General features: G+C 60.3%; 22 protein-coding genes and 1 pseudogene. 7 read left to right on the top strand and 16 right to left on the bottom strand.

Annotation, left to right across the window (positions count from 1 at the left end; all coding sequences use genetic code 11):
* Positions 1-90: 90 nt before the first annotated feature.
* Together KW840_RS17315 and KW840_RS17310 are read right to left on the bottom strand one after the other, a co-directional pair.
* Positions 91-2,226 carry a calcium-binding protein gene (locus KW840_RS17315; protein WP_218496491.1) on the bottom strand — a complete coding sequence of 712 codons (2,136 nt, stop codon included), beginning with the start codon at positions 2,224-2,226 and terminating at the stop codon, positions 91-93.
* 364 nt (positions 2,227-2,590) lie between these two features.
* Positions 2,591-3,052: a hypothetical protein gene (locus KW840_RS17310; protein ID WP_090456262.1), complete on the bottom strand. Its 462-nt coding sequence runs from the start codon at positions 3,050-3,052 to the stop codon at positions 2,591-2,593.
* A gap of 263 nt (positions 3,053-3,315) precedes the next feature.
* On the opposite strand from KW840_RS17310, the gene KW840_RS17305 reads away from it, so the two are divergent.
* Entirely contained in the window at positions 3,316-3,684 is a 369-nt protein-coding gene (locus tag KW840_RS17305; RefSeq protein ID WP_218496489.1) for a type 1 fimbrial protein, read from the top strand.
* A gap of 211 nt (positions 3,685-3,895) precedes the next feature.
* Here the strand turns inward: KW840_RS17305 and KW840_RS17300 are convergent, their stop codons facing one another.
* The gene (locus KW840_RS17300; RefSeq protein WP_218496487.1) at positions 3,896-4,912 is read right to left on the bottom strand and encodes a succinylglutamate desuccinylase/aspartoacylase family protein; all 1,017 of its coding nucleotides are present in this window, start codon (positions 4,910-4,912) and stop codon (positions 3,896-3,898) included.
* 167 nt (positions 4,913-5,079) lie between these two features.
* Here KW840_RS17300 and KW840_RS28555 point away from each other — a divergent pair.
* A pseudogene (locus KW840_RS28555) lies at positions 5,080-5,565 on the top strand (TetR family transcriptional regulator C-terminal domain-containing protein); the annotation flags it as partial.
* Here KW840_RS28555 and KW840_RS17295 read toward each other — a convergent pair.
* From KW840_RS17295 to KW840_RS17270, 6 genes are all read right to left on the bottom strand, one after another.
* The gene (locus KW840_RS17295; RefSeq protein WP_218496485.1) at positions 5,521-6,525 is read right to left on the bottom strand and encodes a DMT family transporter; all 1,005 of its coding nucleotides are present in this window, start codon (positions 6,523-6,525) and stop codon (positions 5,521-5,523) included. The pseudogene KW840_RS28555 and the gene KW840_RS17295 sit on opposite strands and share 45 nt — an antisense overlap.
* Positions 6,525-7,223: an ABC transporter permease subunit gene (locus KW840_RS17290; protein ID WP_154908666.1), complete on the bottom strand. Its 699-nt coding sequence runs from the start codon at positions 7,221-7,223 to the stop codon at positions 6,525-6,527. Before KW840_RS17290 ends, KW840_RS17295 begins: the two co-directional genes overlap by 1 nt.
* 18 nt (positions 7,224-7,241) lie before the next feature.
* On the bottom strand, positions 7,242-7,955 hold the full coding sequence (locus KW840_RS17285) for an ABC transporter permease (protein ID WP_007981895.1): 714 nt from the start codon (positions 7,953-7,955) through the stop codon (positions 7,242-7,244).
* Positions 7,956-8,125: 170 nt separating this feature from the next.
* A complete protein-coding gene (locus KW840_RS17280) occupies positions 8,126-8,908 on the bottom strand; it encodes a transporter substrate-binding domain-containing protein (RefSeq protein WP_090456270.1) in 783 nt (260 codons plus the stop codon).
* Between the two features lie 27 nt (positions 8,909-8,935).
* Positions 8,936-10,939, bottom strand: a complete 2,004-nt coding sequence (locus tag KW840_RS28830) for an aminotransferase class I/II-fold pyridoxal phosphate-dependent enzyme (RefSeq protein WP_218496483.1) — start codon at positions 10,937-10,939, stop codon at positions 8,936-8,938.
* 157 nt (positions 10,940-11,096) lie between these two features.
* Complete coding sequence (locus KW840_RS17270; protein ID WP_371318473.1) at positions 11,097-12,515, bottom strand: MFS transporter; 1,419 nt, start codon at positions 12,513-12,515, stop codon at positions 11,097-11,099.
* Positions 12,516-12,707: 192 nt separating this feature from the next.
* Here KW840_RS17270 and KW840_RS17265 point away from each other — a divergent pair, with 192 nt between their 5' ends.
* Both KW840_RS17265 and KW840_RS17260 read left to right on the top strand, forming a co-directional pair.
* Entirely contained in the window at positions 12,708-13,592 is an 885-nt protein-coding gene (locus KW840_RS17265) for a LysR family transcriptional regulator (protein WP_218496479.1), read from the top strand.
* 232 nt (positions 13,593-13,824) lie between these two features.
* Entirely contained in the window at positions 13,825-14,244 is a 420-nt protein-coding gene (locus KW840_RS17260; RefSeq protein WP_218496478.1) for an organic hydroperoxide resistance protein, read from the top strand.
* Between the two features lie 173 nt (positions 14,245-14,417).
* Here KW840_RS17260 and KW840_RS17255 read toward each other — a convergent pair whose 3' ends face one another.
* Both KW840_RS17255 and KW840_RS17250 read right to left on the bottom strand, forming a co-directional pair.
* Complete coding sequence (locus KW840_RS17255; protein WP_090456280.1) at positions 14,418-14,870, bottom strand: cupin domain-containing protein; 453 nt, start codon at positions 14,868-14,870, stop codon at positions 14,418-14,420.
* Between the two features lie 183 nt (positions 14,871-15,053).
* Positions 15,054-15,569 (bottom strand): helix-turn-helix domain-containing protein, encoded by a 516-nt coding sequence (locus KW840_RS17250; RefSeq protein WP_218496477.1) that lies wholly within the window; start codon positions 15,567-15,569, stop codon positions 15,054-15,056.
* A gap of 99 nt (positions 15,570-15,668) precedes the next feature.
* On the opposite strand from KW840_RS17250, the gene KW840_RS17245 reads away from it, so the two are divergent.
* Complete coding sequence (locus KW840_RS17245; RefSeq protein ID WP_154862036.1) at positions 15,669-16,301, top strand: isochorismatase family cysteine hydrolase; 633 nt, start codon at positions 15,669-15,671, stop codon at positions 16,299-16,301.
* A gap of 270 nt (positions 16,302-16,571) precedes the next feature.
* A complete protein-coding gene (locus KW840_RS17240) occupies positions 16,572-16,985 on the top strand; it encodes a DoxX family protein (RefSeq protein WP_218496475.1) in 414 nt (137 codons plus the stop codon).
* Between the two features lie 71 nt (positions 16,986-17,056).
* Here KW840_RS17240 and KW840_RS17235 read toward each other — a convergent pair whose 3' ends face one another.
* Positions 17,057-17,224 carry a hypothetical protein gene (locus KW840_RS17235; protein WP_256353403.1) on the bottom strand — a complete coding sequence of 56 codons (168 nt, stop codon included), beginning with the start codon at positions 17,222-17,224 and terminating at the stop codon, positions 17,057-17,059.
* Complete coding sequence (locus KW840_RS17230; protein ID WP_090456285.1) at positions 17,208-17,441, bottom strand: hypothetical protein; 234 nt, start codon at positions 17,439-17,441, stop codon at positions 17,208-17,210. Before KW840_RS17230 ends, KW840_RS17235 begins: the two co-directional genes overlap by 17 nt.
* A gap of 337 nt (positions 17,442-17,778) precedes the next feature.
* On the opposite strand from KW840_RS17230, the gene alr reads away from it, so the two are divergent.
* Complete coding sequence (gene alr / locus KW840_RS17225; protein WP_090456287.1) at positions 17,779-19,008, top strand: alanine racemase; 1,230 nt, start codon at positions 17,779-17,781, stop codon at positions 19,006-19,008.
* A gap of 409 nt (positions 19,009-19,417) precedes the next feature.
* Here the strand turns inward: alr and katG are convergent, their stop codons facing one another.
* The 3 genes from katG to KW840_RS17210 form a co-directional block, all read right to left on the bottom strand.
* Positions 19,418-21,631, bottom strand: coding sequence for a catalase/peroxidase HPI (gene katG, locus KW840_RS17220; RefSeq protein WP_090456289.1), 2,214 nt, complete (start codon positions 21,629-21,631; stop codon positions 19,418-19,420).
* Between the two features lie 312 nt (positions 21,632-21,943).
* Positions 21,944-22,141: a YbdD/YjiX family protein gene (locus KW840_RS17215; RefSeq protein ID WP_007976534.1), complete on the bottom strand. Its 198-nt coding sequence runs from the start codon at positions 22,139-22,141 to the stop codon at positions 21,944-21,946.
* 2 nt (positions 22,142-22,143) lie between these two features.
* On the bottom strand, positions 22,144-24,201 hold the full coding sequence (locus KW840_RS17210) for a carbon starvation CstA family protein (RefSeq protein WP_218496472.1): 2,058 nt from the start codon (positions 24,199-24,201) through the stop codon (positions 22,144-22,146).
* Positions 24,202-24,592: the final 391 nt, after the last annotated feature.

The following is a 24,592-nucleotide window of genomic DNA, read 5'->3' as shown; positions in this document are numbered from 1 at the left end:
AGTAAAAAATAAAATCAGTCCCCTTTCCCCTTCTGGATTCGCGACGCGGCATGCTCACGCCATCCCCCGGCGTGAGCATGCGCCGATCACTCAGGTAAAGGCGAAGTCCGCCTCGGTGATCGCGGCCTGTGGGACGCCGGTCAAGGTGATGCTTCCCACATCCGGCTGGCCAGCGACAGTAATGAATGCCTCACCGAACTGTTCTCCAATATCGAGACTCGCGAAGGTGAAACCGCTAGTGCTCAGGTCGATCAGGTCAGTGCCGTCCTCGAAGTCGAAGATGGTGTCCGTTCCCCACACCGCACCGAACTGGAACTTGTCCGCACCGAGGCTCGGCTCGAAGAAAACGTCACCGACCATGAAGTCGTCGACGCTGCTGCCCACCAATACGTCGGCGCCTACGCCGCCTTCCATGACGGCGCCGCTGGCGCCCGCGGTCAGGGTGTCGTTGCCGGCGTCACCGTCGAGGTTGGACTGGAAGCCGAAGGGGTCGTCGCCCCCGAACAGCTGATCGTCGCCATCGCCGCCACTGGCATTGGCGAATTCCTGGACGATCAGGGTGTCGTTGCCGGAACCGCCGAGCAGCTCGTCGAAGCCCAGGCCGCTATCGATGACGTCGTCACCGCTGCCGCCGTCGAGGAAGTCGGCTCCTTCCAGACCGAAGATCTGGTCATTACCGCCCAGGCCGAAGATGCGATCGTCGCCATCGGTGCCGGTGAGCACGTCATTCCCCTCGGTGCCCGCGGTGATGAGGATCGTGTTACGACCGAAGTCGCCCGCCGTCAGGTTGTGTGTGCCCTGCAGGCGCAGGGTGAAGTCGAGGTTGTCGAGCACACCGTCGTCGTTTTCGTCGGCGATCAGCCAGGTATTGCCAGGGCGCAGGCTGTAGAACAGGTCGGTCACGCCGTTGCCACCGCCCACCAGTACGGCGCCCAGTTGCGGATTGACATTGACCTGGCCGCGGAAGAAGAACTCATTGTTGAGTTCCAGGGTGTCGCCGCCCACTACGCCAGCGCCCTGGAAGTCGACCAGGGTGTCGAAGGTGGCGAAGGGCGAGCTGGGGTTGAAGCCGGTGAAGAACTCGAATTCGTCGTCGCCGGTGCCACCGGTGAGACTGTCCTGGCCACCTTCACCCATGATCAGATCGTTGCCGGCGCCGCCATTGAGCATGTCGTTGCCGGGGCCGGCGAACAGTTCGTCGTTGCCGTCTTCGCCGAAGATCTGGTCATTGCCGTCGCCGCCGAAGAAGTCGTCGTTGCCCACGCCGCCATTGAGGACGTCGTTGCCGTCGTCGCCGTCGAGGGTGTCGTTGCCTTCGCCGCCATTGACGACGTCGTTGCCAGCGCCGCCGGACAGGGTGGTGTCGTTGCCGGCGCCACCGTTGATGATGTCGTTGCCCTCATTGCCGGTCAGAAGGTCGCGGTCGGCGCCACCATTGATAATGTCATTGCCGGTGCCGCCGGAGATCCGGTCGATGCCCGCGTCACCGTTCAGGGTGTCGTTGCCGTCGCCGCCATTGATGATGTCGTTGCCGCCATTGCCGTTGATCACATCGCCGCCGCCCAGGCCGAAGATGGTGTCGGGATCGTTGGTGCCATTGATCACATCGCCGCCTTCAGTGCCGCGCAGGACGAAGGCGGTGGTGCCGAAGTCGCTCCTGTCCAGGTTGTGGACGCCGTCCAGCTGCACAGCGAAGTCAGTGGCGTCGAAGATGCCGTTGTCGTTGGAGTCGGCGAACAGCAGGGTGCTGGCGGCACCGAGGGCGAAGAAGACTTCGGTGAAGCCGTTATTGCCGAAACCGAGGCTGGTTCCCACCGTGGGTACGTCGTTGCGAGCGCCCTGGAAGACCAGGCGGTTGGGGAAGCTGGAGAGCCGCAGGATGTCGCCGCCGACCTGACCTGCACCTTCGAAGTCGGTGACGCGGTCCTGGCTCAGGGAGCTGGACTCGTTACCGGTTTCCACGGTCCAGAAGTAGCTGTCGATGCCGGCACCGCCGGTGAGGATATCGGCGCCTGATCCGCCGTCGAGAGTATCGTTGTCGTTGCCTCCGAGAAGTGTGTCGTTGCCGAGGTCGCCGAAGAGGTCATCGTTGCCGTCACCGCCGTCGACATTGTCGTTGCCGCCAAGGGCAAACACGCTGTCGTTGCCGGCCAGGCCGGTTATTTGGTCGTCTTCCTCGGTGCCGAGCAGAAAGTCATCACCCAGGGTGCCAGGGATAATAGCCATGGTTCTACCCTCCGTTGATGGAGATGGTAAGCGTGAACTGCGTTACAGCGGGTTGAGGCTAATTAGACAACTCCAAGGGAACGCAAGTGCGCCACTTTGACCTGACCGTTTATCGCGAATGCAGCCGTGTGTTGATGAGCCCTGTAGCATTCGCCAACCCTCCACCGCTGCAACATGGCTAGCTCCAGAGTTCCAGGGCAGGAGGGGTTGAAAAGCGGTTATTGCCCGGTGAAGTAATGAAATATTGAGAAACACATAAGTCTTCCTTGAGTGAACTTTCACAAAGTTCTCCCATACAGTACTGCCCACGCAAAAAAACCCTTCCTGCGATTCAACACAGGAAGGGTTTTTTGTTTGCGGCCGATCAGTCTTTAGCCTGGCTCAACTTGGTGAACAGTTCCGTCGGTACTTTCTTGCCGTTGGAAGTGAACTGGTTGGTGCGGAACTTGTACACCTCACCTTCGGACAGGAAACCATCACCGTTGGTGTCCATCGCCTTGAATTCCTCAGTGCCCTTGGGCGCCACCGCCAGCAGTTCCTTGAGCGACACGCGGCCGTCATCATCGGTGTCGGTGCGCGCGAAAGAAGCATCGCCGCACTTGCCTTCACCGCACTTGCCCTCGGCCTGGGTCTTTTGCGCGCCGGCTTCGCTGGCACCGCACTTGCCTTCGCCACACTTGCCTTCGCTGGTCTTTTCCGCAGAGGCCAGTTGATAGCCCTGAGGCAAGGCTTCAGCGGAAAACGCAGTGGAAGCGAAGTTGATACCGCCGACCAGTGCAACAGCGAGCAGGCCAATACGGGTTTTGTTCGACTGGATACGAGACATGTTGATACTCCGGATCATTTGCGCAGCTGGACCACTATTGGTCGTGCCACAAGGGTTGATAAACCTGGTTGCGAGCTGCGTTGTGCATCTCGCTTTGACAGGTCTATTTGGCCCCAGTGGTGTATCCGGGCTGTATCCGTGGGGAGCTGGTTTTGTATGGCTGTACGAAGATGTGGCGCCCTGATACACGGCGATACAACAAAAGCCTCAAGCTTCTAGAGTTCATTGACGACCTAGACCTTACAACTCAAGGAGCGTTAAGCATGAACGGCAAACGTATAGCAGCGGGATTGAGTCTTTTGTTCGCACTCAGTGGTGCGTGCCTGGCGGCGCCGGGCACCATCAGGTTTCAAGGCAGCATTGTCGAGCCGGGCTGTCAGTCACGCGTGGGTACGCATGGCACATTCGAACTTTACCAATGCCCGGCCCAGAGTCGCGCGATGGGGATTGAGGCAAACAGCATCGCGCCAACCGCCAGTGTGAGCGCTGTCGGTCAATCCAGCGTCAACGTCAAACTGCTCGCTGACAGTGGTCGGGAAGGTCGCTATTTCGATCAGCAGTATGTGTTGGTGGATGATGCAGGCTCCCCTGTTCGCTCGGGGAGCTACCTGATCACCCTCAGCATTCCCTGACAACTGAGCCGGGCTGATGTTGGCTGAGGCTTACACCGAACCTGTGGCGAGGGGGCTTGCCCCCGTTGGGCTGCGAAGCGGCCCCCGCTTTTCTTCAGTCAGATAGTGCAGGCAGGTTTTGCGACGGCTTCGCCGCCGAACGGGGCGGTGCGGCGTTCCGACAAGCCCCCTCGCCACAAATGTCATGACACTACAATTGCGAAGGTGAGGCTTAGTTCGGGTCCAGCAACCCGCCACTCCAGTTACGCGACACCCGGCTGCCGGTGAATTTCGCCACGCCCATACCCTGCGAGATAAGTCGATCGCGATAGCGCGTCACCAGGCGCCCCGCTTGTTCGGCGTGCAACACCACTTCGGAAGACGGATCGCCCGGGCGCCCGAGGATCCGTGCAAAGCGCTGGCCTTCTTCGACGAAATCCCCCAGCTCTTTTTCGAAGATCAGCACCCCGGGTTGCGGGGCGAGGATGGTTTCCATGTGGCCCATTTCCACGGCTTCGACGGGCCATTCTGCAGGCGCCACTGACTCATCGATGACACCGCAACCGCACAGCCAGTTGTACAGCCCTGCGGCATCCTGTTCGGCAAAACGGTCGCTGACATCGCCCTGCCCGCGCAGCTCCAGGGTCGCAGCCATGCGCCCCGCTGTGACTCCGTCGCGTATCCACGGGGCAATGATGGTTTCCTCGAAGGAGCCATCGCCGCCGTCATCCCAGATGATCGCTACGTTCATCTTCATCGCCGCCGCCAGTTCGCGGCTACGGGGCCAGAAACTGCGGTGCACGTACAGGTACGGTAGCGCCTCGTCGTCGGTGTGCAGGTCAAGCATCACATCGGCCGGGGCGGCCAGTTGCACCAGTTTCTTTTGCCATTGCTGAACGCAGGTCGAAGGTCGCGCCATGGCCGCCGACTGGTCGAACGAGCGATTGAAGTTATGCCCGGTGGCGTCGTGATAACGACCAAGGATCCGCCCCTGGCGAAACTGCCCGATGCCCAGCGGATTGGCCTGCGGCACCACGGTGATGTTGCCTTTGAGCCGGCCCTGGGCTTCGGCGGTGTGCAGTCGTTGCATCAGCAGGTGCAGGACCAGCATCCCGGCGATTTCATCGGCGTGTACGCCGGCTTGCAGATGCACGTTTGGCCCGCTGCCGTCGCCTGCATAACGCCAGGCACCGACCCGCACGGCATCGCCATTGTTGTTGCGAACACTGAACGAAATATCCTGCGGCATTGGCTTCCCTCCCGTCATGAATGCTGAAAAACGTGGTATCGCTGCTGTAGCTGGTGATTGAACAGACGTTCAACTAAGCTCGGAATCGTGGAACCTCACCCAAGGACAACCCTGTGACAACCGATGCCCCGAAAAACCGCCGCGCCGAACCCGATGACCGTCGCGAAATGCTGGTGGCCGCCACTCTGCGTTGCCTGGGCCGCGACGGTCACGCCGGGATTTCCGTACGGCGCATTGCCACCGAAGCCGGCGTGTCCGTGGGGTTGCTCAACCACCATTTCGGCAGCATCGAGGCACTGATCGCCGACACCTATCAGCGGCTCGCGAACGAACTGACCACCGCCCTGCTCCAGGAAATCGAGCAGGCCCAGACACCCGCGCAAAAGATCGATGCCTTCCTGGAAGGCTCGTTCTCGCCCAGGGTCATGGACCCGAAACTGCTCGGCGTGTGGGTGGTGTTCTGGAGCCTGATCCGTCACTCCGAACACGTCAGCCAGTCCCACGAAAAAAGTTACCGCGCCTACCTCGACCTGATCCGCCAGTTGCTCGACGGGCTGGCCGCCAGCGAAGGCTTCGTGATTCACGACACGCGCCTGGCCGCCATCGGCTTATCGGCGATGCTCGACGGGCTCTGGCTCGAGTGGTGCCTGAACCCCGAGACCTTCAGCGCCGCCAACGGACTCCACATCTGTCGTTGCTGGATAAAGGGGCTGCGTCACGGAGCATTCAGCACCGACGACATCCTGTGAAGAATGCCGGCCGAAGATCATCGCCAGGGTGCCACTGACGGCGATCAGCCCGGCGCCGATCATCAGCGACATGTCCATCAGCGTGCCCCAGACCAGGCTCGACAGCGCAAACGCCCAGATCAGCCCGGTGTATTCGAACGGCGCGAGCAGGGTCGCGGTGGCGCGTCGGAAACTGGCGAACAACAGGAACTGGCCGATGCCACCCACCAGGCCGGCGCCGAGCATGCCCAGCCAGGCGGGCGTCGGTGATGGCGTGTGGGTCCACGGCAGGGCAACCGCCATGCAAATCACGAACACCACGTTGGTGATCAGCATCTGCTCCAGCACTGAGGTCTGCTCATCCACCTGGCGCAGCTGGATATAGGTAAACGCCCAGCACATCGCCGCCAACAGGGTCAGGACGATCGGCAACGGATCGGTCATGTTGTCGGGGCGACAGGCAATGACCACCCCGACAAAACCGATGATCAGGCTGAACCACTGCCAACCGCTGGCGCGCTCCTTGAGGATCACCGCGGCCAGCACCGTGACCATGATCGGCGCGGAAAAATACAGGGTGGTCATCTCGGCTAGGGTCAGGTCCCTGGCCGCCGTGTAGTACAGCACCCAGGCGACGATCGACAGCAAACCGCGCACCACCAGCAAGCGCCGGCTCGGTGAACGCCACGCCCGCTGGATCAGGCGCAGGCGCCCCGCCAGCAACACCGCGGCGACCACCACCAGGCTGCGCCAGAACAGGATGGTCACCACTGAATAATCGGCCACCAGCCATTTGATGACCGCGTCCTGCAAGGCCAGGAACGCGTAGCCCAGGGTGCACAGGCCAATGCCCTGCAGCGAGCGGTCAACCGTTGGCGAACTCATCAGGCTGACCTGCGCACGGGCGTCCCGCGCCGTTCGGCAAAGGCAAACAGCGCTTCGATCAGGAACGTCAGGCAGACGTAGACGGCGGCCACCAGCAACAAGGGTTCGTACACTTGCAGGGTCTGCGCGCGGACCACGTTGGCGGCGCCGAGCAGGTCGATCACGGCGATGGTCGAGGCCAGTGCCGTGGACTTGAGCAGCATCACGGTTTCCCCGGCCAGGGTCGGCAACAGCAGGCGCAGGGCTCGGGGCAAGCGCACTCGCAACAACGACTGGCGCGCCGTCATGCCAAAGGCCGACGCGGCTTCCATCTCACCCTTGGGCACCGCCAGCAGGCCACCGCGAATCACTTCGCCGACATAGGCCCCCATCGACACCACCAGGGCGAACACGATGTACCAGTAGCCATCACGCAGGTACGGCCAGAGAAAGCTGCCACGAATCAGCGGGAACTGGGCAAACAGGCTGCCCAGCCCGTAGTAGTAGATGTAGATCTGGATCAGCAACGGCGTGCCGCGCGTCACGCTGGTGTAGAACAGGCTGACCTTGGCGATCACCTTGTTTTTCGAAATCCGTGCCAGCGCCACCAGCACCGCCAGCAGGTAACCGAACACACTCGATACCAACAGAATGACGAGGGTGGTTTGCAGCCCCCGGCCCAACAGTGCCGCGTATTCAACTATCCACGCTGGAATCATTTCATTCTCTCTGCCGGTTCAGTCAACAAGAGGCATCCAGCGACGAATGCGTCGCTCCAACCGTCCCGAAAGATAGTTCGACGCCAGCGTCACCGCGTAATACAACGCGGCAGCCGTGAGGTAGAACAACAGATAGTGGCGCGTCGACCCCGCGCCTTGCTTGGCGGTGTACAGCAGCTCATTGGTGCCGACCACGCTGATCAGCGCACTGTCCTTGATCAGGTTGATCCACAGGTTGGCCATCCCGGCCATCGCATACGGCGCCATGATCGGCAGCGTAACCCGGCGAAACAGCCCGAAACCGTTGAGGCCGAACGCCTTGGCCGCTTCGATCTGGCCGAAGGGAATCGCCTGGATCGCCGCGCGGAAAATCTCCGAGGCATAAGCGCCCTGCACCAGCCCAAGCACCACGATGGCCGCCAGCGGGCCGCTGACATTGACCACGCCGTAGCCGAGTCGGGTCATCAGCGAATTGAGGAGCATGGAGCCGACGTAGTACAGCAGCAGAATCAGCAGCAATTCCGGAACCGCCCGGAACAACGTGGTGTAGCCGCGCATCAGCGCTGCAATCGGCTTTGGCGCGCCGAGCTTGAGACACGCCACCACCAGTCCGATAGCCAGCCCGAGGACAAAGGCCCCGGCGGAAATCTGCAGGGTCATCCAGAGCCCCTTCAACAGCGCACTGCCCCATCCCTGCTCAGTGAAATTGATCAGATCGAACATTGCCGGCATTTCAGTCTCCAGTTGGCGGTTAGAAAGCACCGCCAGACCCTGTGGGAGCGAGCTTGCTCGCGATAGCGGTGGTTCAGTCAACTTGGATGTTGACTGTCATGCCCTCATCGCGAGCAAGCTCGCTCCCACAAGGATTTGCGTTTTCCAAGGGTTCGCGTTCGACCTGGCTGTCAGAACGCAGGCTTCACGCTGGTGCCGAAGTAGCTTTGGGAGAGGTCGTCGTAGTCCTTGCTCGCCAGCAGCTCCTGGATGGCCTTGTCCAGTTTGGCCTTGAGTTCGGTGTCGTCCTTGCGCAGGCCGGCACCCACGCCTTTGCCGAAGATCGGGTCATACGGCACGGTGCCGAGGTAGGCCAGGTCCTTGGCATCCGGGGTCTTGATGAATGCGGCCATGGCGGTGCCGTCGGCCATCATCAGGTCGATGCGCCCGGCAATCAGGTCGGCGTTGGCCGAGTCCTGGGTGTCGTAGTACTTAACGTCGGCAATTTTTTCGTAGTAGGTCTTCAGGTAGCTGGCGCTCACGGTCGAGTTCTGCACGCCGATGATCTTGCCCTTGAGGTCATCCGGGTACTTCTTCACCGACGCCTCTTTCGGGCCGACGACGGCAATCGCCGAATCGTAGTAGGCCTTGCTGAAGGCGATCTGTTTCTCGCGTTCTTCGGTCACCGACATCGAGGAAAAGATCACGTCGATCTTCTTCGCCAGCAGCGACGGAATGATGCCGTCCCACGCTACTTCCTTGATTTCGCAATCGGCTTTCATTTCGCTGCACAGCTTGTGGATCAGGTCGACTTCAAAGCCCTTCCACTCACCATTGGCCTGTTTTTCGGTGTATGGCGGATAGGGTTCGGCTGCCACCGCGAACCTGATCGGTTGTGCTTGGGCCGCGCTCATGCCGGCCAGCAATACGCAGGCCGCACCGGTCAACCAGTTTGCAAAACGTCGATTTCCCATGTTGTTTTCCCGTCTTTTTATGATGAGTTAGCGAGTCTGATGAGCGTTGACGAATTGTCGGCAACGCTCGCTGCGTGGGTGTACGAACACTTCGTCCGGCGAACCGGTTTCCTCGATCAGCCCTTGGTGCAAAAAGGCGACTTTGGAAGAGACATCGCGTGCGAACGCCATTTCATGAGTCACCAGGATCATGGTCCGACCTTCTTCGGCGAGGGAGCGGATCACCCGCAGCACTTCCCCGACCAGTTCCGGGTCGAGTGCCGAGGTGGGTTCATCGAACAGCATGACCTTGGGCCGCATGGCCAGGGCCCGGGCGATGGCCACCCGTTGTTGCTGTCCCCCGGAGAGAAACGCCGGGTACTCGTTGCGCTTGGCCGCCAGCCCGACGCGTTCGAGCAGGGCTTCGGCCCGTTCAGTGGCCTCCGCACGGCTTTCACGCAGGACCTGGGTCGGCGCTTCGATGAGGTTTTCCAGCACCGTGCGATGGGGCCAGAGGTTGAAGTTCTGGAACACCATGCCCAGGCTGGAACGGATGCGCACAAGCTGTTTGGCGTCCGACACCAGCGGTGCGCCGGGACGATTCTGGTTAAGGTGAATGCTTTCGCCATCGACCAGGATGCGTCCCTGGTCCGGCACTTCGAGCATGTTGATGCAGCGCAGCAAGGTACTTTTGCCCGAGCCGCTGGCACCGATCAGGGAGATCACTTCGCCCTCGCGGGCGGTCAGGGAAACACCCTTGAGCACTTCGATATTGCCGAAGCGTTTGTGCAGGCCATCGACTTCGATCATGGTCCTGGCGGCGGCCGGTTCGACGGCCGCGGTGCTGGTCACCGTGCCGATCACCGGCCTGGGCGCTTCACCATTGAGTACCTGGACAAAGCCGCGAATGCGCTGGCAGGCCTGGGCCAGTCGCTCGTCACTCAGGGTGAATGAAAGCCGCACAAACCCTTGGGCCGGCTCACCGAATGCCGCGGCATCCAGCACCGAGACACCAGCTTCGCGCAGCAGGCGCCAGGCGAACTCCAGCGAGGTCAGGCCGGTGCCGCGCACATCCACCAGCACGAACATGCCGGCATCGGGGCTGAGCACGCTGATGCCCGGGCAATCCGCCAACCCGGACACCACCAGATCGCGGCGCCGACGATAGATCTCGCGCATGCCGTGGGTGACTTCGTCATGGGACTGCACGGCCTTGAGCGCCGCTTCCATGACAAACCCGGGCAGGCCATACAGCATGCCCAACACCAGGGTTTCGACATGGTTGACCAGGGCTTCATTGGCCACGACCCAGCCGATGCGCCAACCGGTCATGGCATGGGATTTGGACAGGCTGCCGATCACCACGCAGCGCTCGGCCATGCCCGGCAACGCTGCCAGGCTTTGGTGTTCACGCTCATAGGCGAGGCTCTCGTAGACCTCGTCCACTACCACCCACAGGTCATGGGCAATGGCGAGGTCGGCGATGGCTTGCAGCTCTTCACGACCCAGCACCACACCGGTGGGGTTGTTCGGGTTGGAGAAGAAAATCGCCCGGGTGCGCGGGGTAATGGCCTTGGCCAACACGGCGGCATCGAGGCGGAAACCCGAGTCCGCCGCACAGGGCACCCGCACCAGCGTGGCGCCGGACGCCTTGAGGGTCGCTTCGTAGGTGACGTACATCGGATCGAAGGCAATCACTTCGTCGCCGGCACCGAGCAGGCACATCGAGGTGGCGAACAAGGCGTTCTGCGCACCTGCCGTGAGAATGACGTTGGTCGCCTGCAGTTCGCGGTCGATCAATTGGCTGTAGCGGCCGGCAATGGCCTCGCGCAGGGCCTGGCGACCGGCGATTTCGGTGTAGTGGGTATCCCCTTCGCGCAGGGCGTGGATGGCGGCATCGGTAATGAAATCGGGAGTGGGGAAATCCGGGTCGCCGACGCTGAGGATGATCACGTCCTCGCCATTGCGCTGCGCAGCGTTGGCCGCGTAGTGGATATCCCAGGCGGCAACGCCTTGGCCACTGATCCGTTCAACAAAGGGTGAAAACCGCATGCCAGTGCCTCGTTCGAATTGAAGAAACGCAAGCCCGCAACCAGCCGGGGGAAGGTGGCCCTCAACATAGTCCAGACTGAACACTCGTTCAACAGAAAACTCGCGAGGCTTCGCGTTCAGCGCAAACAGGTCGTTTTCACGACAGTCGCGCCGTTTTTCAGCACGGTGCGATCAGGCGACGTGAAACGATTTTGCTGACTGCGCCAATCGCCAGGGCGACGAGGATCAGCCCGGCGGCGACCACGAACGTCAGCCGCATTCCCTGTGCGATGGCTTCGGGATGCGCTTGCAAAACATCGTTGCTGGCCGAACCGAAGGCGAACACTGCGCCCATCACGCTAGCGCCGGTGATCAGGCCAAGATTGCGCGACAACCCGAGCAAACCGGACACCACGCCACGCTGCGGCGTCGCAATATTCGACATGACGGCGGTATTGTTGGCCGCCTGGAACAGCGCGTAACCGGCGGTAATGACCGCCAGCGGCACGATGTAGCCGAGCGCACCAAAGCCCGTCGGCACGGCGGGCAGGATGCAAGCGCCGGTCAACATGGCAATCAATCCGAGCATGCTGGATCGATGCGCGCCCAATCCGTCGACCCATCGACCCGCCGGAACCCCGGCCAGTGCGGCGACCAGCGGCCCCGTCGACATCACCAGGCCAACGCTCGCTGCATTCAACGCCAGTGCGCCGGTGAGATAAAACGGCCCCACCACCAGGGTGGCCATGACCACGGTAGTCACCAGCATGCTCATGACGAAACCTGCGCTCAACTGCGGATTGCGGAACATCGTCAGTCGAACCAGCGGTGACTCGGCTGTGCGCTCGACGAACACAAACACGCCCGCCCCGACCATCGCCACCAGCAACAGTGCCGTGTTCAGCGGACCAAAACCGCCACGCCCGAGGGTCATCGCCAGCGCATAGGCCAGCAGTGTCAAGACCAGTACCAGGGTGCCTAGGACATCGAAACCCGCTCGATCCGCCCTTTTCCCACGGCAATCTTTCGGTAAAAAACGATGCGCGAGCCCAATCGCCAAAACACCCAACGGCACATTGACCAGAAAAATCGCCTGCCACCCCAGATTGGCAATCAAGAAACCGCCGAGGGTCGGGCCGAGCGACGTGCCGATAGCCGACATGGTGCCGAGCAGGCCCATCGCACTGCCCAGTTTTGCCTTGGGCACCGCCTCGCTCACCAGCGCCATGGTCAACGCCATCATGATGGCCGCGCCGATGCCCTGTAAGGCCCTTGCGGCTATCAGCAACCACAGACTGGCCGCCAGGGCGCACAGGAACGAGGCGACGGCGAACACCGCAATGCCGATCAGCAGCAATCGCCGACGGCCAATGATGTCGCCGAGCCGCCCGACACTGACGATCAACGCCGTGATCGCCAGCAGGTAAGCGAGCACCACCCATTGCACTTGCTGGAAGGAGGCCGAGAACGCTGCGGCCAGTGTCGGTAAACCAACGTTGGCAATGCTGGTGCCCAGGGACGACAGCAACATGGATAACGACAGGCTGGCCAAGGCGCCCCGAATCGATATGGACTTCATTTTCTCGCGACTCCGCAAATAGGTTGTCTCGAGCCTAAGCTCGCACCTAACATGGCGGAAGACGCAGCATTTGCACTTTATACGTGCATACAACGCCACACTCGAAAATGTGGGAGCGAGCTTGCTCGCGATGGGGCCCCGCCAGTCACCATTGATGTCGACTGAAACTCTGCAATCGCGAGCAAGCTCGCTCCCACAAGGATTCACTCCATGCCAGACCTGAATCTGTTGATCACCCTGAACGTGTTGCTCGAAGAAGGCAGCGTGGCCCGCGCCGCGCAGCGTTTGCGCCTGAGCCCCTCAGCCATGAGCCGGGCGCTGGCGCGGTTGCGCGAAACCACGGGTGATCCGCTGCTGGTGCGGGCCGGTCGCGGACTGGTTCCCACGCCCCGGGCGCTGGAGCTGCGTGAACGCGTCGGCGCACTCGTGCAGGACGCCGAAGCCGTCCTGCGCCCCGCCGAGGCACTGGATCTCAATCAACTGGCGCGCACCTTCACCCTGCGCACCAGCGATGGCTTCGTGGAAAATTTCGGACCACCACTGATCGCCCGCCTCCACCAGGAAGCACCCGGTGTCCGCCTGAATTTCGTGCAGAAGCTGAACAAGGACAGCACCCTGCTGCGCGACGGCTCGGTGGACCTGGAAACCGGTGTGATCGGCGAATCGACCAGCCCGGAAGTGCGGACCCGGATGCTGTTTCGCGACTGGTTCATTGGCGTGGTGCGCAAGGGTCATCCACTGGCTCGAGGCGAGATGACAGCGGTTCGTTATGCCGCCGCCCGGCACATCCTGGTCTCGCGTCGGGGCCACGAAAAGGGCGTCATGGACGATGCCTTGAATGAGCTGGGACTGACGCGCGACATCGCCACCATTGTCGCTGGCTTCTCTTCGGCGATTGCTTTGGCGCGGGCTTCGGACCTGGTCGCCAGCGTACCGCAGCGGCACGTCGGCAACCTGTGCCAGGGAATACATTGCTTTGCCCTGCCGTTCCCCACGCCGGCGATCACGGTTTCGATGCTGTGGCACCCGCGCATGGACGCCGACCCGGCCCATCGCTGGCTACGCGGGTGCGTGTGGGAGGTTTGCAGTCAATAACACCACCGGGAAACTGAGTGTGGAACGCCAAGCTTGACCGCCACACCCTCCCCAGTCGAAGGCATTCAAGCGGTTTGTATCGAACTGTACTTCCCCCCGGCCACCTTACACAGCGATACAAATCCGCCAGGTTCAGGACATATGTGCAGTACATGGAAATGAAAAAGTGTGGCGCATCGGAAAGCGCAGGTTTTCCGAGCATTCCAGCGACCCACTGACAGGAAAAACCACCATGATCAATGCAATCGATACCGTGCTGTACACCGGCAAGACCCACACCACCGGCGGCCGCGACGGTCAGGCGCGCAGCACCGACGGACGTCTGGACATCAAGCTTTCGCCTCCCGGCTCTTCAGGTGCCGGCACCAATCCTGAGCACCTGCTGGCGGCGGGTTGGTCGGCTTGTTTCATCGGGGCGATGGGCAAGGCATCCGTCGCGCTGAAAGTGGCCTTGCCGAACGACGTTGCGGTGGATGCCGAAATCGATCTGGGCAAGTCCGAAAACGCTTTCTTCCTTCGAGCCCGTCTGAATGTCAGCCTGCCGGGCCTGGACCCGACCATCGCACGCAAGGTGGTGGAAATGGCGCATCAGACTTGCCCGTACTCCAAAGCGACCCGTGGCAACATCGACGTCGAAATCAATCTGGTTTGACCGATGCAAAAAAGCCTGGCCTGTCGACTTGATACCGGTCAGGCCAGGCTTTTTGAGCACCGCAATTGCTGTAGGTGTAGGAAAGAGCTCGCTCGCGATGGTCTCAAGAGCGCCGCGCATAGCCAGCAAGCGCGCGTTTTCGTTAACGACCATCGCGAGCAAGCTCGCTCCTACTACTCCTTCAGGATCAGCAGCGGTTCGCCTTTCTTCACGATGTAGGTCGCCAGTTCCGAGGCCTTGCCTCCACCCACGTTCTTCGCCACATGGGCGACGCCGTCAGGGATGTACAACGAATCACCGGCCTTGAGCGTCACCGGTGCCCGACCTTCCAGTTGATACTCAAAGGTACCGCTGATCACGTGCGCCACCTCTACGCCCGGGTGAGCATGTTTGGGCGAAGTCACGCCCGGATCGAAGTCCACGAGCACCTGAAGGACTTCGCGATCGGCGGCGCCCAGGTCTTCGCGTACCAGGTCGGTGCGATGCAGGCCCTGCTGCCAGCTTTTCATCGCCGGGGCCGGCTGTGTTTCCTGGGCTTGAGAGAGACTCGCTACAGTAGCGAGCCCTGCGGCGGCCAGAGCCAGACCAAGCTTGCCGAGGGTGTGACGGGTGTGGATACGCAACATTGTCTTTCCTCCAGTTGAACCACGCCAGGCCGCGCCGAAAGTGGCGCGGTGCCGGTGGTTCCATTTGAAGGCCGCCGTGTATCGCCCAGGTGTCGGGAAACGGCGGTTTTGTATGCCCCGGTAACGGCGGGCGTTGCGGATACCTGCGGATACAAACCCGCAACTGCGGGCACGTCGTTGGTCTTATTCCCCCGCCGCCCCGCGACTGCCCTTGAAAGCGTCGCGCCGGGCGCTGCGTTCGGCGACATAGGCGGCACTCGGCTCACTGATCAGGTCCGCGCGGCGCAAGGGCTGCCCGCAATGGGCGCAAAGCGGTCCGAGTCCGGCCGGCTCGCCGCAACTGCGGTGGGTATAGACCACCGCCAGGCCTTCCTCGGGCGACTTGCACCAGGTTTCACCCCAGGCCCGCAACGCCAGGACCACCGAGTAGAACGCGTCGCCTTTTTCCGTGAGGTGATATTCGTAGCGTTTTGGCCGCTCACTATAAGCGCGGCGCTCTACGAGCCCGTCGGCCTCCATGCTCTTCAAGCGCGCCGCGACCATTTGCGGCATAGCGCCGGTCTGCGCCTGGATGTCATCAAAGCGATGGCTACCCATGAACAACTCCCGCAACACCAGCACCGTCCAGCGGTCGCCAACGATGGCTTCGGCCCGGGAAATCGGACACAGGGTTTCAGAAACGGTTGTTTTCACCGACATGCAGTATTGCCTCTTTCCTAGTTACTATGATTATCATATTAACGTAGATTCTGAGCAACTACACTTCACCATCCACGGATTGCTTTGCGGAGAACCGTCATGCCCAACGCCACCTACCCTCTTGACCGGACTGCCTATCTGCTGGTCGACCCCTACAACGACTTTCTGTCGGAGGGCGGAAAGATCTACCCCTTGATCGAGCCAATGGCCAAGCAAGTCGGCCTGCTCGACAACCTGCGCACGCTTGATCGCACCATTCGCGCGCTCAACATCCCGGTGGTCATCGTACCGCACCGCCGCTGGGAAAAAGGCGACTATGAAAACTGGGATCACCCAAGCCCCACCCAGTGCAAGGTCATGCATATGCATCACTTCGCACGGGGTGAATGGGGCGGCGAATGGCACCCCGACTTCGCGCCGAAGGACGGTGACATCGTCGTGCAGGAACATTGGGGCTCCAGCGGTTTTGCCAATACCGACCTCGATTTTCGCCTCAAGCAAAAGGGCATCACCCACGTGATCATCGTCGGCCTGCTGGCCAATACCTGCATCGAGGCAACCGCCCGTTACGCTCAGGAACTCGGCTATCACGTCACCCTGGTGCGGGATGCGACCGCGGCCTTCAAGCCGGAGATGATGCATTCGGCCCATGAGCTGAACGGTCCGACCTTCGCTCACGCCATCCTGACCACCGATGAACTGGTTGCCGCGCTGGCACAGGCCGGTGAGTGATGCAGTTGACCGGCACCTTGAGGTCTCTCTCCCACCCATCACGCTTGGCGCGCTTATTGATTGCACCGTGGGTGATGCCCTGGGCAGATGCGATCTCACGGGTGGAAAGCAATCCGGCCCGGTAGGCACGTTCAATTGCCTCCCAGTCGGGTTGCTTGGTTGTCATGGGAATCCTTCAGAGTCCTACCAGAAGAGAGTGCGTTGTCGTGCCCAGGCGAACTTCCAGGCGGCAGCTAATATAAAACTGCCCATCACAAAAGGAAGGTAGTCATGAGATACAACCTGTTCGAGAATCAGAGAAACGAGATCATCCTGCTCGCGCGCATCCTTCTGATGATCCTTTTCATCATTTCCGGCTGGAGCAAACTGACCAACTTTGACGGTACCGCTACTTACATGAGCTCTCTCGGCGTGCCCATGCCCATGGTCGCTGCGGGGATTGCGGTCGTCATGGAGTTCTTTGTCGCTATAGCGATAGTCGTGGGTTTCTACACCCGCCCACTCGCATTTCTCTTCGTCTTGTTCGTACTCGGTACTGCTCTAATCGGACATCACTTTTGGACTATGGTTGACCCAGAGCGCGCAGCCAACATGACCCAATATTTCAAGAACCTCAGTATCATGGGCGGCTTGCTGCTGCTGGGCATTACTGGTCCTGGCAAGTATTCGATTGATGGCAGATAGCTTCGCGAACATCACTCGAGCCTTCCCGGTATCCGCGACACAATTTGCTAATTCGCGAAACGTGTCGCGAATTAGCTCTCGTCTGCCTTTCGCTCAGCCCAGCGCTTGCCAAGCTGATGAGCCTGCTCTACGCCGAGCACGCCGATGAAGCCAGCCGTTGCGAATGACCAGGCAATGCTGAAGCCGAACTCTTTCACCGTCAGGTATGAGAGGCCGACCCTCTTAGCTTTCACCATCATGCACAGTGACCCTAACTCCCGTAGCGACAATCTCGTACTCAGTTTCGGAAATTTTATTCACGGCACCACCAAATTGCATTTCGAAATGCTTCAGACCTTCATGTCGAACCATGCCGTTTGGCGAGCGCTCAATGGTCTCGTCCTGATAGATGTTAATCACGTATTCCAGGTTATCTGTGCCAACCCCAACTATTTTTCCAACATATTTATCTGCCATGTCCGAACTCCTTGCGTGAAATCTCAAAGTAGCTGGTGCAGGCAGATGAATCCACAGCATTGAACAGTTCACTTCACCATGATGTTGGTCTGCACCTGAGCGTGCAGGCGAGTGACGTTGGTCATGCCCTCTCCAATGTCGCGACATGAATTTCTGTTGTGCGGTAACCGTTCCGGCAACAAACCTTCCTGATGCCATCGCTTGGGGTCAAGCTGAGCGCGAACAAATTCCTTACATGTTTTTACATCTTCGAACCCGGCGTACAACGGCAACTTACATCGCCTTCCAATAATCGGCACCGGAATAATAAAAAGACCGATTACATGGAGAGTTTCAGATGCCCTTTACCCGTACTGTTCTAGCGTTGTCCCTCGGCCTGGTTTTTTTACAGAGCAATGCCCAGGCGGCGGCACCGCTGTCGCTCGCTAACGGCAACTCCGAGCTGACTGCGCAAATCAGTAATGCCTGGATAGAAATCAATAAGACCGCGTTAGAGCACAATATCCGTACCCTGCAAGCCGAGCTCGCCGGCAAGTCGAAACTCTGTGCGGTACTGAAAGCCGACGCTTATGGTCATGGTATCGGGTTGGTGATGCCTTCAGTGATCGCGCTGGGTGTACCGTGTGTGGCGGTCGCCAGTAACGAAGAGGCGCGAGTGGTTCGCGAAAGCGGCTTTAAAGGCCAGTTAATCCGTGTTCGCACCGCCTCCCTGGGGGAGCTGGAAAATGCTCTGCAGTACAACATCGAGGAACTGGTTGGCAACCTCGATTTCGCCCGCCAAGCGGCCGATCTTGCACATAAACACGGTCGCAAACTGCAGGTGCACATCGGTCTCAACTCAAGCGGCATGAGCCGTAACGGCGTGGAAATGGCTACCGAGCAGGGTAAACAAGACGCGCTGGCGATCACCAAACTGCCAAATGTCGAAGTGGTTGCGATCATGACCCACTTCGCCGTGGAGGATAAGGACGACGTACGCAAGGGCCTGGCAACCTTCAACGAACAAGCGGCCTGGCTGATGGACGTGGCCCAGCTCGATCGCAAGAAAATCACCCTGCACGCGGCCAACTCCTTCGCCACCCTGGAAGTACCCGAGTCGCGCCTGGACATGGTGCGCACGGGCGGCGCGTTGTTTGGCGATACCGTCATCTCGCGCACTGAGTATCGGCGCGTGATGCAGTTCAAGTCGCATGTGGCCTCGGTCAATAGCTATCCCGCTGGAAACACCGTGGGTTACGACCGTACATTCACCCTGTCACGTGATTCAAAACTGGCCAACATCACGGTCGGTTACTCCGATGGTTATCGCCGCGTGTTCACCAATAAAGGCGTGGTGTTGATCAATGGTCATCGCGTGCCGGTGGTGGGCAAGGTTTCGATGAACACCGTGATGGTCGATGTCACGGATGCACCCGACGTCAAGGCGGGTGATGAAGTAGTGCTGTTTGGCAAACAAGGCGCAAGCGAAGTCAGCCAGGCTGAAGTCGAAGAGATCAACGGTGCGCTACTGGCCGACCTCTATACCGTCTGGGGCAGCGCCAACCCGAAAATACTGGTCGAGAAGTAATCCCGCCATTATCGTAAATCACAGGGCGCGATCATTCGGGCACAGCTTTGCCGAGCGCTGACAAGCTCCAATGTAGGAAAGGGACTGACAGGAGAGAGCTCGCTTTCTCTTGTCGGAAGGTGACCATCATGCCTTGGCCAGACGCTTGCGATTCGCGAAACGTGTCGCGACTTACTTGGCTCGCCGATCGATCCCACCGGGCGTCTTGTCACAGCGCAAGTCGTATTGGTTTGAAGCTGTGTGGATTGCAGGGTGCATTCGAGCAGATGAACGGGCAACAAAAAACCCGGCACGGTGGCCGGGTTTTTGTGTTGAGTGTGTGTATCGATCATAGCTTGCAGGAACCACATTAAAACTACCCATGCCAGCCCACCAAACATCAACAACCAGCGTTATGACAACATCCCCTCTAGACAGTGCGGTTTAAGTCGAATCGGTCCAGGTTCATCACTTTGGTCCACGCAGCGACGAAGTCCTTGACGAACTTCTGCTGCGCATCGGCGCAGGCATAGACTTCAGCCAGCGCACGCAACTGCGCGTTCGAACCGAAGACCAGGTCAACCCGCGTCCCCGTCCACTTCACTGCACCGGTTTTGCGATCACGCCCTTCATACTCTTGCTGGGCATCCGACACGGGCTTCCACTCCACGCCCATATCCAGCAGGTTGGTGAAGAAGTCGTTGGTCAAGGCTTCCGGACGCGTGGTGAACACACCGTGTTTGCTCTGGCCGACATTGATGTCCAACCCGCGCAGGCCACCCAGCAATACCGTCATTTCCGGCGCACTGAGCGTCAGCAGTTGTGCCTTGTCGATCAGCAATTTTTCGGCCGGTACACGGTACTGTTGCTTCAGGTAATTACGGAAGCCGTCGGCAATCGGTTCAAGGAAACCGAAGGACTCGACATCGGTCTGTTCCTGGCTGGCGTCCATGCGTCCCGGGCTGAACGGCACCGTCACACTGTGGCCGGCGTTTTTCGCAGCCTGTTCGACACCCGCGCCACCGGCGAGCACGATCAGGTCGGCCAGGGAGATTTTCTTGCCATCGGTTTGCGCGCTATTGAACTCGTTCTGGATGCCTTCGAGTTTGGCCAGCACATTGGCCAGTTGCTCTGGCTGGTTGGCCTCCCAGGACTTTTGCGGTGCCAGGCGCAGACGCCCGCCGTTGGCACCGCCGCGCTTGTCGGAGCCACGGAAGCTGGAAGCCGCCGCCCAAGCTGTAGATACAAGCTGCGAGACCGACAGGCCGGACGCCAGCACCTTGCTTTTCAGGCCCGCCACGTCACTGTCATTGACCAGCGGATGATCGACGGCAGGGATCGGGTCTTGCCACAGCAGTTCTTCGTTCGGCATTTCCGGGCCGAAGTAGCGTGAGAGCGGACCCATGTCACGGTGAATCAGCTTGTACCAGGCACGGGCGAAGGCGTCGGCCAACTGGTCTGGATTGGCCAGGAAGCGCCGCGAAATCGGTTCATAGATCGGGTCGAAGCGTAGCGACAGGTCCGTGGTCAGCATGGTCGGATCGCGCCGTTTGGACGGATCGTGTGCATCCGGAATGGTGCCGGCACCCGCGCCGTTTTTCGGCTTCCACTGGTTTGCCCCCGCCGGGCTCTTGGTCAGTTCCCATTCGTAACCGAACAGGTTCTCCAGGTAGTTGTTGCTCCACTGGGTTGGCGTGGTGGTCCAGGTGACTTCCAGGCCGCTGGAGATGGTGTCGCCACCTTTACCGGTACCGAACGTGCTCTTCCAGCCCAGGCCCTGCAGCTCGAGGCCGGCGGCTTCGGGCTCAGGTCCGACATGATCGACGGGACCTGCACCGTGGGTTTTGCCGAAGGCGTGACCGCCCGCGATCAGCGCGACGGTTTCCTCATCGTTCATTGCCATGCGCGCAAAGGTTTCACGGATATCTATCCCGGCGGAAACCGGATCGGAGTTGCCTTCAGGGCCCTCCGGGTTTACGTAGATCAGGCCCATCTGCACGGCTGCGAGGGGGGTTTCCAGAGTGCGCTCTACGGGATTTTGCCCGGCATCCTTGCCATAACGCACGTCGCCACCCAGCCACTTGCCTTCAGCCCCCCAGTAGACGTCTTCGTCCGGTTCCCAGACATCGGGGCGGCCAGCGGAAAAACCAAAGGTCTTGAAGCCCATGGATTCCAGTGCGACGTTGCCGGCGAGGACGATCAGGTCGGCCCAGGAGATTTTGTTGCCATACTTTTGCTTGATCGGCCAGAGCAGACGACGGGCCTTGTCGAGGCTGACGTTGTCCGGCCAGCTGTTGAGGGGTGCAAAACGTTGCTGGCCGGAGCCGGCGCCACCCCGGCCGTCACCGGTGCGATAGGTGCCTGCGGCGTGCCAGGACATGCGGATAAAGAAAGGCCCATAGTGACCGAAGTCCGCCGGCCACCAATCCTGGGAATCGGTCATCAGCGCAGTCAGGTCGTTTTTCAGCGCCTGGAAGTCCAGGCTCTTGAAGGCTTCGGCGTAGTTGAAGTCGCCTCCCAGCGGGTCAGACTTGGGCGAGTGTTGACTCAAGATCTTCAGGTTCAGTTGGTTCGGCCACCAATCGCGGTTCGTCGTGCCACCGCCAGCGGCGTGATTGAACGGGCATTTCGATTCAGTTGACATGGCATCTCCTCTTGATTTTGTTTTCAGCTAACCACCTTTGAGCGTGGCTCCGGATCACCGATTGATGAAATAGCTTTTCGGTATGGGATCCATAGCCTTGAGGCTATGACAGCCCCGCGATCAGTCGCTCCAGACCCTCCATTAAAGTCCCGGTCGGGGAAACTGTCGCTTCATCTTTGGAGATAGCTGATAAACAGTTCAAATCAGTAACGAGTTGCACAGTGGATGAGCAGCATTGGCTGCAAGGACGTTGTCATCAGGGCATTCCTGTATTCAATAAAAAACCGGCCTTTCAGCCGGTTTTTATGTCACTCAACAGCACTTCGGTCCGGCTTTACTGCCGTAACGGGCCTCCTGGCGCTCGCGGAAGAACGCCTCGTAGTCCATCACCGGTTTGTCCGGGTGCTTGGTCTGCATATGCTCGACGTAGTTGTCGTAGTCGGGCATGCCGACCATCAGGCGCGCGGCCTGACCGAGGTATTTACCGAGGCGACTCAGGTCATTGAACATGATCAGGCATCCGGCAGCGCTTGATATGGCGCTTCTTTATCCGTGCGTTCCTTGGTGCCCCAGGCAGCGATGCCGACCTTGAGCGCAAAGAACAGGATGCTGAACACCACGAACAGGAACAGCGCAGTCAGGGTCGCGTTGGTGTAGGCGTTGAAGATCACGTGCTGCATCTGGTCGATGCTCTTGGCCGGGGCCAGCACCTGACCATTGGCCAGCGCATCGCTGTACTTCTTCGCCAGGGCCAGGAAGCCGATCGCCGGGTTTGCATCGAACAGCTTGATGAAGCCGGCGGTGGTGGTGCAGATCAGCAGCCATACGGCCGGCAGCAAGGTCACCCACACATAACGCTGGCGCTTCATCTTGATCAGCACCACGGTGCCGAGCATCAGCGCGATACCGGCCAGCATCTGGTTGGAGATGCCGAACAGCGGCCACAGGGTGTTGATGCCACCCAGTGGATCGATCACGCCCTGGTACAGCAGATAACCCCACATGGCCACGCAACCGGCGGTGGCCACCAGGTTGGCGGTCCAGGATTCGGTGCGTTTGAGCGCCGGCACGAAAGAGCCGAGCAAGTCCTGGAGCATGAAGCGACCGGCACGGGTACCGGCGTCGACTGCGGTGAGGATGAACAGCGCTTCGAACAGGATCGCGAAGTGGTACCAGAACGCCATAGTGTTTTCACCCGGCAGAACACTGTGCAGGATCTGCGCGATACCGACCGCCAGGGTCGGCGCACCACCGGCACGGGCCAGGATGGTGGTTTCACCGATGTCATGGGCGACCGCTTGCAGGGCTTCCGGGGTAATGGCAAAGCCCCAGCTGCTGACGGTTTGTGCAACCGCGACCGCATCGGCACCGACTACGGCGGCCGGGCTGTTCATGGCGAAGTACACACCCGGATCGATGACCGAAGCCGCGACCATGGCCATGATCGCCACGAACGACTCCATCAGCATGCCGCCGTAACCGATGTAACGGGCATGCCCCTCACTGGCGAGCAGCTTGGGCGTGGTGCCGGAAGCAATCAGCGAGTGGAAACCCGAGACCGCGCCACAGGCGATGGTGATGAACAGGAACGGGAACAGACCGCCCTTCCATACCGGGCCGGTGCCGTCGACGAACTGGGTCAGGGCCGGCATTTTCAGCTCGGGCATGGTCACCAGGATGCCGATGGCCAGGGCAACGATGGTGCCGATTTTCAGGAAGGTGGACAGATAGTCACGGGGCGCCAGGATCAGCCACACCGGCAATACCGCCGCGACAAAACCGTAGCCGATCAGCATCCAGGTGATCTGGATACCGGTAAAGCTGAAGGCCTTGGCCCACACCGGATCGGCGGCGATCTGCCCGCCGAGCCAGATCGAGCCCAGCAGCAGCAATACGCCGATCACCGAGATTTCACCAATGCGACCCGGGCGGATGTAGCGCATGTAGATGCCCATGAACATCGCGATCGGGATGGTCGCCATCACCGTGAAAATGCCCCAAGGGCTTTCGGCCAAGGCCTTCACCACGATCAGCGCCAGCACCGCGAGGATGATGATCATGATCAGGAAGCAGCCGAACAGCGCGATGGTGCCGGGGATGCGGCCCATTTCTTCGCGGACCATGTCGCCCAGGGAACGACCGTTGCGGCGGGTGGACATGAACAGGACCATGAAGTCCTGCACCGCACCGGCCAGTACCACGCCGGCGATCAGCCACAGCGTGCCGGGCAGGTAGCCCATCTGCGCCGCCAATACCGGGCCGACCAGCGGACCTGCACCGGCAATGGCCGCGAAGTGGTGACCGAACAGGACATGTTTGTTGGTCGGCACGTAGTCCAGACCATCGTTATTGAGCACAGCCGGAGTGGCTCGATTGGGGTCGAGTTGCATCACTTTGTTGGCGATGAACAGGCTGTAGTAGCGGTAGGCAACGAGGTAGATGGCGACGGCTGCGACTACGATCCACAGGGCGTTGATCGCTTCGCCGCGGCGCAGGGCCACGACACTCAGCGCAATCGCTCCCAGGACAGCCACGGCAAACCAGGCGAGGTGTTTAGCCAGACGGGGCATAGCGTGTCTCCTGCCGACAGCCAGTGACTGCGGCGGTAATTTTTATAATTGTGTCCGCAGTGCGGAGCTGGCCCAATATCTGCGCATGTCGTCCACAAATAAATCCGCGTTACTACGTACGTGGCGTCTACGTAGTTCTACGTAGATGACGCCGATCTCATGCGGGTTCACCACCGGACCCGGGGGCCATCCCCGATCAAATGTGGGAGCGAGCTTGCTCGCGATAGCGGGCTGTCAGACACATCAATGTTGAATGTGCCGCCCTCATCGCGCGCAAGCTCGCTCCCACAGGTTCTGTATTTCAACTGAATGGCATCCCGGCCGCCGGTCATTCCGTCCAGCAACGCTACTGGCCGAACACCTCTTTGGCATATGATCCCGAGCCTTCGCG

Source organism: Pseudomonas sp. PDM30 (assembly GCF_019218985.1).
GTDB classification, from domain to species: Bacteria; Pseudomonadota; Gammaproteobacteria; order Pseudomonadales; family Pseudomonadaceae; genus Aquipseudomonas; species Aquipseudomonas jessenii.
This window is presented reverse-complemented; position numbering and strand designations above follow the sequence as displayed.